Source organism: Streptomyces sp. FXJ1.172 (assembly GCF_001636945.3).
Lineage (GTDB): Bacteria > Actinomycetota > Actinomycetes > Streptomycetales > Streptomycetaceae > Streptomyces.
The window spans coordinates 8,830,217-8,842,697 of the sequence record NZ_CP119133.2; the positions used below are offsets into that span (position 1 = coordinate 8,830,217).

General features: G+C 72.2%; 8 protein-coding genes. 6 read left to right on the top strand and 2 right to left on the bottom strand.

Annotation, left to right across the window (positions count from 1 at the left end):
* Positions 1–27: 27 nt before the first annotated feature.
* On the bottom strand, positions 28–1,905 hold the full coding sequence (locus A6P39_RS39735; RefSeq protein ID WP_067038843.1) for an alpha-galactosidase D: 1,878 nt from the start codon (positions 1,903–1,905) through the stop codon (positions 28–30).
* Between the two features lie 255 nt (positions 1,906–2,160).
* A complete protein-coding gene (locus tag A6P39_RS39740; protein WP_234378667.1) occupies positions 2,161–3,342 on the bottom strand; it encodes an ROK family transcriptional regulator in 1,182 nt (393 codons plus the stop codon).
* Between the two features lie 463 nt (positions 3,343–3,805).
* On the opposite strand from A6P39_RS39740, the gene A6P39_RS39745 reads away from it, so the two are divergent.
* The 6 genes from A6P39_RS39745 to A6P39_RS39770 all read left to right on the top strand — a co-directional run bounded on the left by A6P39_RS39745 (position 3,806) and on the right by A6P39_RS39770 (position 12,427).
* Positions 3,806–4,939, top strand: coding sequence for a gala protein (locus A6P39_RS39745; protein ID WP_067038841.1), 1,134 nt, complete (start codon positions 3,806–3,808; stop codon positions 4,937–4,939).
* Positions 4,936–6,738, top strand: a complete 1,803-nt coding sequence (locus tag A6P39_RS39750; RefSeq protein ID WP_234378666.1) for an ankyrin repeat domain-containing protein — start codon at positions 4,936–4,938, stop codon at positions 6,736–6,738. The genes A6P39_RS39745 and A6P39_RS39750 overlap by 4 nt, the downstream gene beginning before the upstream one ends.
* Positions 6,735–7,946, top strand: a complete 1,212-nt coding sequence (locus A6P39_RS39755; RefSeq protein ID WP_067038840.1) for an AAA family ATPase — start codon at positions 6,735–6,737, stop codon at positions 7,944–7,946. The genes A6P39_RS39750 and A6P39_RS39755 overlap by 4 nt, the downstream gene beginning before the upstream one ends.
* A 41-nt stretch (positions 7,947–7,987) precedes the next feature.
* On the top strand, positions 7,988–9,145 hold the full coding sequence (locus A6P39_RS39760; RefSeq protein ID WP_067038839.1) for a vWA domain-containing protein: 1,158 nt from the start codon (positions 7,988–7,990) through the stop codon (positions 9,143–9,145).
* Positions 9,146–9,414: 269 nt separating this feature from the next.
* Positions 9,415–11,040, top strand: a complete 1,626-nt coding sequence (locus A6P39_RS39765) for a penicillin-binding transpeptidase domain-containing protein (RefSeq protein ID WP_067038838.1) — start codon at positions 9,415–9,417, stop codon at positions 11,038–11,040.
* Between the two features lie 136 nt (positions 11,041–11,176).
* Complete coding sequence (locus tag A6P39_RS39770) at positions 11,177–12,427, top strand: hypothetical protein (protein WP_067038837.1); 1,251 nt, start codon at positions 11,177–11,179, stop codon at positions 12,425–12,427.
* Positions 12,428–12,481: the final 54 nt, after the last annotated feature.

Sequence of the window (12,481 nt, forward strand, 5' to 3'; positions counted from 1 at the left end):
GGCCAACTCCCGGGCCCGCAGGGGAGATCAGGCGGACCTGGGCACGTCGATCCTGTCGATGTCGGGCGAGTAGTCCCAGCCGCTGTCGAACGTGATGGTGTTGGAGCCCGCCTTCAGGGCCAGCTGGACGCTGACGGTGTCGACGGTGCCCCAGTCACCGGTGGAGGGGAACTTCAGGCTGGTGCCGTTGCCGCCGTTGGAGTAGACGGTCACCGAGCGGGGATCGCCGCTGACGTAGGCGACGTCGACGGTGTAGATGCCGTCCTTCTTCACTGTGATGTCGTTGAACTGCAGCTTGCTGTCCAGGTACAGGTTGCCGACCTTCTTGCCGCCGGAGCAGGAGCCGCAGGAGGCGACGGAGGCGTTGCCGGTCAGGGTGTTGTCCGCGGACTCGGCCTCGTAGCGGGTGGTCGCCAGCGGCGTGCCGCCGGGCTTGACGACGAACAGCCGGGAGCCGTGCGCGGGCAGCGTCGCAGTGATCTCGTTCCGGTACGTCCCGAGGTTCTGGTGGTTCCACAGGTCGCGTACGGAGGCGGCCCCGGTGAAACCGAAGGATGCCCAGTCGGCGGTGACGGAGGCCGGCGCATCGCCGAGGTTGAACAGGGCGACCGTGTATGTGCCGTTGGGGTTCTTGGCACCCCAGACCTGCTGGTCGCCCAGCGGCGTGACGGGTCGCGCGACGGGCGAGGTGTTCTGGTCGACGGCGATGACTTCCTGGTTGCCCAGCAGGGAGAGGCCGTAGCTGTCCAGCTTGGTGAGGTCGTCACCGGTGAACAGGGGGGACTTGTTGATGGCCCACAGGGTCATGTAGCTCTGCCGCTCGGCGTTGGTGAGGCCGTCCATCGCCCCGTTGCCGACGTCGAGCGAGTCGAGGTCGTTCCAGCCGCCCGGGCCCGCCCGGTGGCTCCACGCGGGGGCGTCGTTCCACCGGTCGTTGACCGAGTTCTCCCAGGTGACCAGGGTGTTGCAGTAGCACTCGACGTCGGTGTCGATGCGCCAGCCGTTGGAGTACTTCTTCCAGTCGGCGGCGTGCCCGATGTCGAGTGACCAGGAGATCTCCAGGTGGATCGGGCGGCCGGTGGCGGCGATGGCCTGGTGCCAGGCGGCGACGTCCGCGACGTTGTTGTAGTTGTCACCGGACTTGGACGAGCCGGGGCCCACGCCGTCGAGCTTGAGGAAGTCGTAGCCCCAGTCCGCGAGCATCTGCGCCTGCGAGTCGATGTACTTCTGCGCGCACGGGTTGTCGAAGTCCAGCTTGTAGGCGCTGTCCCAGCCGTTGGTGGTGCGCAGGTCCGGGTAGACGATGTCGGCCGTGGTGCAGCCCGGGGCGTTCCAGACCGGCACCTTGCCGTCGCCGTACGCGCCCTTCTCCAGGCCGACGGGCAGGTAGATGCCGGCTTTGAGACCCTTGGCGTGGATGTGGTCGGCGACCGACTTCATGCCGTCGGGGAACCGGGCCGCGTCGGGCGTCTGCCGGCCGTACTGGTCGAACTCGGACGTCCAGTTGCTGTCCATCCACCAGCCGGCGTCTATGTTGACGTGGTCGTAGCCGTACTTCTGCAGTGTGGTGGCGAGGGCGTCCGTCTGCTTCAGGACGTTCGCCTCGGTGAGGTAGCTGTAGTTGCCGTCGGGGTTCAGGCCCGGGTAGTGGGAGGACTGCATGCTCCAACTGGACCAGCCCATGTACGGCTTGGCCGCCAGGCCGGATCCGGCGTCCTGACTGGTCGAGGCCGAGGTGGCGGATGCGGTCGTGGACGGGGAACCCGAGGCCACGGCCCGGGTGGCGGCGGCCGGGACCGCCGTGGCGAGTCCGGCTGTGACGGCCAGGACCAGCGTCGCTCTGAGAGTGCGGCGCGGGAAGCCGGAGAGGTGTCCGCGCAGGGTTCGGTACGGGGATGACCGCATGGGTCGCCTCCTGGGGTGGGGTGGCGGTGTCGTGCGCTGGTACCCGGTGGGGGGCGGGCGGTGGTCCGGGCGGGGAGAGGACGTGGTTCCGGGCGGGACGCCGGGGCCGAAGCGGCCGGGAGCCCGGCGGCCGGGGCGTCGGGCCCGCGGTTCAGCCCGCGCCCGGGCCGGTCGTGAGCGGGCTGATGAACCGTCGCCGGCGCGTGCGGTCCACCAGGAACGTGGGGATCGTGGTCATGAGAGCGCGCGGCATGGTCACTCCTCGTACATGTCTGATCCCATGAAGGACTGGATGGCGGTGGCCGCGGCCCCGCGCGCCCACTCCTCGAACGGCAGGGGACGTGTCATCACGTCGCACTGCGCGGCCGTGCCGAAGGCGGACGCGGCGAACGCGTCCTGGATGCCCTCGGCGACGAGGTCGTAGGCGGCCAAGCCCTCCCCGGAGATGATGACCCGTTCGGAGCCGAGGAGGTTCACCAGGAAGCCGATGGCCTTGCCGATGGCTTCACCGGCCCGTGCGTAGACCGCCCTGACACCTGGTTCTCCGCGGTGGGCCAGGGCAAGTGCCTCGGCCGCGTCCCCGACCTGCCGGCCGGTGGCCGCGCGCACCGCGCGGAGTATCGCGGGGTCCGCCGCGATGGCCTCCACGCACCCCCGGTTGCCGCAGTGGCAGAGCGGCCCGAGCGGGTCGAGGGACACATGCCCGATCTCGCCGGCCACACCGTGCGCGCCCGACACCACCCGCCCGTGCACGACCAGGCCGCAGCCGATGCCGGCGCCCACGGTTACCAGGGCGAAGTCCGAGAGACCGACTCCGGCCCCGAACCAGTGCTCGGCGACGGTGAGCGCCCGCACGTCGTTGTCGACCGTGACCGGCAGCCCGGTCGCGGTCCTGGCGATCTCGGCGAGCGGTACGTCCCGCCACTCCAGGAAGGGGGAGTAGCGGACCACGCCGTCCGTGCGGTCCACGTCCCCCGAGATCGCGATGCCGACCCCCCGTACCCGCACACCGAATCCGTCGGCCTCCGTGAGCAACTCCTGGACCAGCGCGGTGAGGGCGGGGAGCACGGCCTGCGGCTCGCGGTCCGTGAGCCGCAGGTGCCGGGAGATCCGGACACGGCAACACAGGTCGGCGAGCACGGCGATGATCTCGTCGCCGGTCACCTTGATCCCGATGAACAGCGCGCTTCCGCCGTCCACCCACACCAGGCTGGCCGGACGGCCCACGGCGGGCCGCGCCTCTTCGTCCACTCCCTCGACCAGGTAGCCGAGTTCCATCAGCGGACGGACCGCCTTGGTGACGGCGGCCGGGGAGAGGCTGGTCCGCCGCGCCACCTCGGACCGAGTGAGCGGACCGTGGGAGAGCAGGGTGGTGAAGACCAGGGAAGCGGCCGGCGTCATCGCCGGGGCTGCCTCGTGGGAGAGGGCCGGGCACATGGCCGGAAACCTAGGGAGGTTCTTTTTCGCTGTCAATGAATTAAGCACAGTCCTTTCTAAGAACATGAGTTGACCAGGATGTACCTGGAAAACCTAGACGGTTGGCATGTGTTGACACACGATCGAAGGAAGGGTGCTGCACGGCTGCCAGCACCGGCTGCGCGGTCCCGGCGACGACGGCCCGACGGCCGTGCAGTACACCTCCGCGCCCTGCATCTGATCCGGGTCGATGACCAACTGCATTCGAACACAAGGGCGTAAGCCGCTATGATCCACGCGGCAAGGCTGTAGCGCAGAGGTCGTCGCGCCCAAGCATCAAGCTGGAGGACGTCGGTTCGAATCCGACCAGCCTTGCCGCCCTTGTCGTGGAGGAAAGTCGATTGGCGTCGGTTCGTCCTGGGCGGGCGGAGGGCGATGCCGCCCTCGGCCCGCCGGGCACCGGCCATGGACCGGTGGAGTGGTGATGACGCAGCCGACACCCGTACGCTGCCCCGCGATCGAGCACCCGGACATCCCGATCAGTGATCCCGCCGCCCTGGAGCCTTTGCTTGCGCGACTGCGCTGCGCACACCCGGTGGAGGCCGACGAGTCCTTCCCGCTCGGCACCGTGCGCGCGGACGGGCGTATCGACCTGTGCAAGCAGGGCCTCGGAGCAGTCGGCGCCGCCCGGCTGATGCCCGTGGCCGCCGCATCAGCGCACGCCACGCATGTGCTGCTCGGCACCAACGCCATCGGGAACGAGGGAGCCCGCACGGTCGCCGACGCACTGGCCGACGGCCACGGCCTGCGCACGCTCTACCTCGGCTGCAACCGCATCGGCCCCGGGGGCGTCAACGCCATCGCCCACGCGCTGACGACGGACCGCACCGTCCGCGCCCTGTGGCTCAAGCGCAACCCGGTGGGCGACGACGGCGCCCGGACGCTCGCCGCGATGCTCCGCCACAACACCGCGCTGCGCACCCTCGACCTCGTCAACACCGGTCTGACCACCCACGGTCTGCGGGCCCTGTACGAGGCCCTCACCACCCGGCCCAGCCCGGTGGAACGTCTCTTCCTCGGCGGCAACGGCCTGACCGCCGACGCCGCCCCGCTGCTGGCGGCGCTGATCCGTGAGGCGGGTGTGCGCGAGCTGTACCTCCCCGCCAACCACCTCGGAGACGAGGGCGCCGCGATCCTCGCCGCCGCGGCCGACCCCGCACGGCCGGTGCGCCTCGGCCTGGGCGGCAACGGGATCGGCCCCGCCGGTGCCCGGGCCCTCGCCGGCTCCCTCGGCGGGATCGAGGCACTCGACCTGGGCCGGCCGCCGTCGGAACGCAGCCTCGGTGCCCCCGCCAACACCACCGGAGACGAAGGCGCCCACGCACTCGCCGACGCCCTGCCGGGCAGCCCGCTGCGCCGGCTGGAGCTGTGCCACACCGGCCTGACCGGGCGGGGCGCCAAGACACTCCTGGCAGCCGTGCCCGACAACTCGCCCCTGGAGTATGTCGGTCTGGGACCCGGCCTGCCCCGCAAGGTGAAGCGGTCCTTCACCTCGCGTCTGCGGCCCGTCGGCAGGGCGCATCCCGACCTGCGCGCGATAGGGAGTGTCTACCGTTGAGTTCCCGTGGCGAACCCCGTTGCTTCCCCGCCGACGAGGCGGCAAGCCGGCGACGCATCCGCCGGTACGCGGTGCCCCGCTGGATGATCGAGCGGGCGACCGAACGCCGTCTGGCCGGTGACTGGCGGGGTGCCTGTGCGGCGGCGAACGTCGACGTCACGTTCGACCTGTCCGAGGTCGCCGACCACTGCGGCGACCTCGTCGCCACGGCCCTCGAGGACGACCTCCGCCACTTCGCCCCCGACCTGCTGCGCTGGCACCTGCCGCGCGTGCTCGGCGGGCGCACCACGCTCGCCACGGACACGACCGTCGTTCTCGCACGCTACCGCCCGAAGGCAACGGGCGAGGGCCCCCGGGCCACGCCGTACCTGCACATCACCACGTCGGCGATGGTCGACGGACCGCAACGGATAGCCCTGCGGTTCAGGACGGTCAAGGACGAGCGGGCCGCGGGCGTCTTCGGGCGGACCACACAGGACTGGCGGTCCGCACGGCACCTGTGGGACGCGCGGCACGCCGGCGAACTGCGTGAACGGTGCGGCGGCGGCACGCGGCGGCCGCCGTTCCTGCACGCCGACGCCACCCTGCTCGGCACGGACGACCTGCCATCGGCCGATCCCGGCGACGGCGACCTGGCGGCGCGGGCCGAGTGGGCCACGCTGCTGCACCAGAGGGGCGAGACCCAGGCTGCCTTCGCCGCCGCCGGCCTCGAGCTGGACCTGACGCCACCGCCGACATCCGGCTGGTACCGCGCCGACCCGGAGCGGCTGGTGAGCGGCCTCGCCCTCAACCACACCCGCCTGGAGCCGGAGATCCGCCGGCAGATGGCCGAGGGCGTCGCCGACCGCTTCCTCATCGCCGTGCACTGGCGGACCTACCTCCTGCTGGAGCCCATGGACACCGGCGGGCTGCTGGTGCGAGCCGTGGACCGGGACGACGTCAAGGACGAGGCCTTCCTCGCCGAGGCCCTGTGGCGCAGGCTCCCCGACCTCGACCTGATGCGCGTAGGAGGCGTCGCGGCGGAGCATCTGCATCCGCTCGTCCGCGAGGCACTGTTCCCCGCCCTCCGGGTCCCGCAAGGCCCGGCCGGCCCGCCCGGACCGACGCCTCCCGCACATGTGCGGGTCAGGTGCCGCGGGGAATGGCACGAGGTGTCCTTCCGGCCCGGCGGCCTGCTGGGCATGCCGCACAGCGACGAGGAACAGCAGCGCGAACGCGCCATGCGCGCCTTCGGCGGTGCCGTCGCCGGCTGCTTCGCCGTGGAGCAGACGTGGACCTCCGGAAAGGGCCGCCTGCCCAAGGCGCTGCGGGCACAACGCCACGAACTGTTCCTGCGGGCCGGGCACGGTGACACCCCCGGCGTGCTGGAACTGCTGGACGCGGGTGTCGATCCCCGCGTGCGGGACGCCTCCGGGCGCACCCTGCTTCACGTACTGAACCTCCTCGACCACGAGACGCTGCTGCCGCGGCTGCTGGCGGAGGGACTGGACCTCGAGGCCCGCGACCTGCGGGAGCGCACGCCGCTGTTCGTGGCAGTCAACGACCTCGGTTCGAAGGCGCTGGTGGAGGCGCTCGTCGCCGCCGGGGCGCGGCTCGACGTGATCGACCAGTCCGAGCTGTCGCTGGCCCAGCTCGTCCGTCGCTACAAGCGGTCCGACCTGGAATTCCTCCGGGCACGCGTACGGGAGGAACACCCAGACGTCGGCGCCGAGTGGTGGGACGAATGGATGGACGAGCAGGAGCAGTACTACGCCGACGAGTTCGCCGACCCCGACGACGAGGAAGAGCTGCCCTCTTGAGCACCGGCCGTACCACCCCCGCCGCGCCGTCCGGTCCGCTGGCGGCCGCGGACGACCTCAACCGCAGGCTGCGCACCCGACGGACCGAGCCCGCCGCGAACCCCCAGCTGGAGGCGCTCGCCCTCGCCGTGACGGCCAATCAGCCCGTACTGCTGTGGGGAGAGCCGGGCATCGGCAAGTCGGCCGCCCTGGAGCAGCTCGCCGCCGGGCTCGGCCTGCCGCTGGAGACGGTCATCGCCAGCGTGCACGAGCCCTCCGACTTCGCCGGACTGCCCATCGTCGGTGACGACCCGGCCGTCACCGGTGTGCCGATGGCCCCGCCGGACTGGGCGGTGCGCCTCGCCCGCGCCGGACAGGGCCTGCTCTTCTTCGACGAACTGTCCTCCGCCCCGCCGGCCGTGCAGGCCGCGCTGCTGCGGGTGGTGCTCGAACGACGGGTCGGCAGCCTCGTACTGCCGGAGGCCGTACGGATCGTCGCCGCCGCCAACCCGCCCTCCAGCGCGGCGGACGGCTGGCATCTCAGCCCGCCGCTCGCCAACCGGTTCGTCCACCTCGAATGGACCCACGACCCCCGGACGGTCGCCCGTGGCATGGCCGGCACCTGGCCGGAGGTGACCGTGCCCCTCGTCGACGGCGCCAAGGTGCCCGGTGCGGTCGCACGGGCCCGTGGCGCGATCTCCGGCTTCCTCACGGCCCGGCCCGGCCTGGTCCACCACATCCCCGGCGACGCCGAGAGCCGCGGCCGGTCCTGGCCCTCCCCCCGGACCTGGGAGATGGCACTCAAGCTGCTCGCCGCCGGGTACGCGGCAGGCGTCGGCCGTGAGGCGCTGGCCGCCGCGCTCACCGGTGCCGTCGGGGACGGCGCGGGCATCGAGCTGCTGTCCTACCTCGAACACCTCGATCTGCCCGACCCCGACCGTGTCCTCGCCGACCCGGACGCCTTCGCCCTGCCCGAACGCGGCGACCGGCAGCTGGCGTTCCTCATCGCGGTGGTCGCCGCCATCCAGAGCGACCTCACCCGGCCCCGGTGGGAGGCCGGCTGGGCGGTGCTGGCGAAGGCCGTCGACGCGGGCGTACCGGACGTGGCCGCCCGGGCCGCCACCGACCTCGCGGCGATGCGGGACCTCGACTGGCCCGTACCGCCCGGCATCGACGGGTTCCTGGACCTGCTGCAGATGTCCGGGGCGCTGCCCGGCGGCGGCCGGTGAGGCGTGCCGGGACGACGGGGGATCCCCGCGGTGCCCTGGACATGACCAAACTGCTCGCCGCGCGTTACCGGGCGGCGAGCGACCGGCCGTACCTGGCGTCGGCGTTGTACGCCCTGACCGTCGTCGCGAGCACAGAGGTCCGGACGATGGGGGTGGACCGGTACTGGCGTTGCTACGTGTCCCCCGCCTTCGTCGACGCGACGCCGGTACCCGAACTCGCGGGCGTCTGGGTGCACGAGGTGGCGCACCTGCTGCGCGACCACCACGGCCGGGCCGACCGGCTGCCCGCCGCCGCCCAGCGCGACTGGCACCGCGTCAACGTCGCGCAGGACTGCGAGATCAACGACGACCTGCTCGCCGACGGCCTGCGCCTGCCCGAGGGCCGCATGGAACCCCGCCTCTTCGGCCTCCCCGACGGCCAGTTGTTCGAGGTGTACCTCGACCGGCTGCCCCCGGACGTGCGGTCGCCGGACTGCGGATCGGGCGCCCACGGCCGGCCCGCGCCCTGGGAACTTCCCGAGTCCGCCGGCCCCGCACGGCTGGGCGAGGTCGAGGCGCAGGCCCTGCGGCGGCAGACCGCCGAGGCCATGCGCGCCCATCAGCGCACCCGCGGCACCCTGCCCGCCGGCTGGCAGCGCTGGGCCGAGGAGATCCTGGAACCCACGGTGGACTGGCGGCGGGCGCTGTCCGGCGCGGTCCGGGAAGCCGCGGCCTGGGCCGCCGGAGCCGTCGACTACACCTATCGCCGCCCCTCGCGCCGCACCCCGGCGCTGCGCGGCGTCGTCCTGCCGAGCCTGCGCCGCCCGCTGCCACGGGTGGCCGTCGTCATCGACACCTCCGGTTCCATGGGGGACGCCGAACTGGCCGCCGCCCTCGCAGAGGTGACCGGCGTCCTGCGCGAGGTGGGTGTACGGGGCAATCGCGTGGCCGTCCTCGCGTGCGACGCAGACGTGCACGCCGTGTCCCGGGTGGCGGCCACCGAGCAGATCACCCTGGGCGGTGGCGGTGGCACGGACATGCGCGTCGGTATCGAAGCGGCGCTCGCGACGCGGGACCGCCCGGGCATCGTCATCGTCCTCACCGACGGGCTCACCCCCTGGCCCGACGAGAACCCGCCCTGCCGCATCATCGCGGCTCTGATCGGCTCCGCCGCACCGCAGCCCCCGAGCTGGGTGGAGACGGTACGCATTCCCGCCTGACGCCGCGAGCCCGGGGTACCGCTCGGTGCGCCGGCCGGGGCCCGGCCGGCATTGCCCCGGCATCCCGAGGTTTCGGAAGCCGATGTAGGGTCGTGCCGGCCGGAACGGCGGGCCCGACGAGGCGCGCCGAAGGGCGCGGGAGGCGCGCGGACCACGAAAGGTGTGATCCCGCGCATCCATCCAGGTCACCGGGGCAGGAGTGTGCCATCGGTCGGTCCCGGGCCCGGGCTTCCGCGCCGCAAGCGTTGTCGTCAGAGGGATGGGGCTCCGTGCGAAAAGCGACGAAGATCGCACTTGCCGGCGCTACGGCGTCGGTGGCTGCCGTGGCGGTGGCGCTCGCCTGCTACGGCTGGGGACAGTCAGGGGCGGGCACCGGCCACGGGGCGCGTTCCGGTGCGGCGCAGCCGGTGAACACGAGTCCGCCGTCGTCTCAGGAGGTACTCGGCACGGCCAGGCAGTTCCTCGCCGCCTGGCAGTCGCAGAACACGGCGAAGGCGGCGGCGCTCACCGACGACGCCGCTCGGGCGGGCACACAACTGACCTCCTTCGACAAAGGTCTGCACACCACCTCGCTGACGTTGACCGGCAAGCCGCCGACCGGGTTCCGGGTCCCGTTCTCCGTCCGCGCGCAGCTCGCCTACGCCGGGCGGAAGTCGACGTGGACCTACGACTCGTCGCTGACCGTGGCGCGCGGCACGGACGGTCGTGCGGTGGTGAAGTGGATGCCGTCGGTTCTCCACCCGAACCTGGTGCCGGGTCAGTCGGTCGTCGCAGCGGCGTCCGGTGCCCCGCCGGTCAAGGCGGTGGACCGCACCGGCAAAGAGCTGACCGCCGCCCGCTACCCCTCGCTGGCCGGGATCCTCGGCCAGCTGTCCGCCCGGTACGGCACGAAGACGCAGGGCCTGCCCGGCACCGAGATCCGGGTCGAGAACGCCGACGGCAGCGCGGGGCGGGTGCTCAAGGTGCTCTCGCAGGGCAGGGCGGGCAAGCCGTTGCCCACCACCATCGACGCCAACCTGCAGGCCGAGGCGGAAAAGGACGTCAGGAAGCAGGGACCGGACGCGTCGGTGGTGGCCGTCCGGCCCAGCACCGGTGACGTGCTGGCGGTGGCCATGACCCCGGCCAAGGGCTACGACAAGGCCCTCCAGGGCGCCTACGCGCCCGGCTCCACCTTCAAGGTCATCACGGCCTCGACCCTGCTCGAGACCGGCAAGTTCACCCCGGGCACGCCGCTGAACTGCCCGCAGTACTTCTCTTACGGCGGTCTCACCTTCCACAACGTGGACAAGATGAAAATCGACCACGCCACGTTCGGGGCCGACTTCGCGGCGTCCTGCAACACCGCCTTCATGTCGACGGCCAAGGTCCTCCCGGACGGCGCGGTCGAGCACGAGGCCCGCGACGTGTTCGGCCTCGGCCTGAACTGGAGTACCGGTGTACCCAGTTTCGACGGCAGCGTGCCGACGACCGGCGGAGCGTCGAAGGCGATGACGTACATCGGCCAGGGCAAGGTGCTGGTCAGCCCGCTCGACATGGCGTCCGTGGCCGCCACCGCGAAGGCGGGACGGTTCCACCAGCCGGTGATCGTGCCGGCCTCCGTGGACAACCGCCGGATCGCGCAAGCGCCGGGGCAGTTGAGTGCCCGGGCCGACGCGTCCCTGCGTGATCTGATGAAGCTGACCGCGCGCGAGGGGACCGCGGCGCCGACCATCGGCGGCCTGAACGGCGATGTCGGCGCGAAGACCGGCACCGCGGAGGTCGACGGCCGGAAGAAACCGGACAGCTGGTTCGTCGCGTACCGTGACGACGTGGCGGCTGCGGCCGTTGTGCCCGACAGCGGCGAGGGTTACAAGTTCGCGGGCAAGATCGTGACAGCCCTCCTCGCCGCGAGCTGACGCGCCGACGAGCCAGAGAGTGACCTTGACGACCAGCAACAGTGAGTGGGCTCGGCCTTCCGCCTACGGGAACCCGACCGCTCTCCCGTCGGTACTGACCGCCGTGGCGCGGCCTCGGCCACGCGCTGCCGTTTGGATGTCCGCCGCGGGCATCGCCCTGTTCGCGCTGGTCGGCGCGAGCGCGCCCAATCACAACACCCTCAGGGCGCCGATCCCGTGGCTCCGGCTGCCGGCCATGTCCGGCACCGTCTCCGAGGCAGTCACCTCCGCGGCCGTAGTGCTGGCGTGCCTCGGAACACTCGGCATGATCAACGCCCATGCGCGGGGCTGGCGGCCCAGCCCGCGGCTTCTGTTCGGGGCGGGTGCGCTCGCCGTACTCCTCGTCGCCGATCTCACCCCGGTCGGCTCCTCCGACACAGCCAGTTACGCCGCGTACGGGCGGATCGCCGCACTCGGCGACGACCCGTACGTGACGATCCCCGCCCAACTGGGCGGCGCCTACGCCCACCTGGTGAGCGACGCCTGGCAGCACACCCCGTCCGTCTACGGGCCGGTAGCCACCTGGTGGCAGACGGCTGCCGCGTCGGTCGGAGGCGACCGGCCGTGGCTGACTATATGGGCACTGATGCTGGCGAACGGGGCCGCGTTCCTGGGCACCGGCTGGCTGCTGCTGCGCACCGCCGACGACCCGGTCCGGGCCGGCCTGCTGTGGACGGCCAACCCGCTGCTGATCGGCGTACTGGTCGCGGGCGGACATCTGGACACCCTCGTCGCCTGCCTGGCCGTCTGCGCGGTCCAGGTCGCCCGCCGGGCCACCCGGTGGCACCACGATCTGATCGTCGGAGTGCTGGTCGGCCTGGCCTGCGGTGTCAAGATCAGCGCCGCCCTGCTCGGCGCGGGACTGGCCTGGCCGCTGCTGCGCGCGCGAGCCTGGCGGCAGACCGCAAGACAGGCCTGCGCGGCCCTGCTGACCCTGGCCGTCCTGTACTGCGCCTACGGGCTGCACGCCCTCGCCCCGCTCTCCGCCGCTTCCCACCTGGTGTCCACCCCGTCACTGTGGGCGGCGCTCGACGACGTCGGCGTCGCACTCCTGGGCGCTCGTGCGGCGGAGACCGCCACCAGCCTCCTGTGGCCGCTGCTGATGCTCGCGCTGGCCTGGGCGTTGCACCGACGGGTCCCGGCGGAAGTGCCCGCCGCAGTCGCCGTACCGTTCGTGCTCGCCTTCGCCTGGATCCTCGCCGCCCCGTGGTCGATGCCCTGGTACACGGCACTCGCCTTCGTGACGGCGGCCCTGTTCCGCGAGAGCCGGCTCACCGGGTACCTCATCGTGACCACCGCCGTGCTGGCCCTGTGTCACAACAGCGGTGGTCATGGCTGGACGTGGTAGGGGTCCCACCTCCGCGTGACATCGCGGATCCGAGACGGACCGGTGGTGCCGACC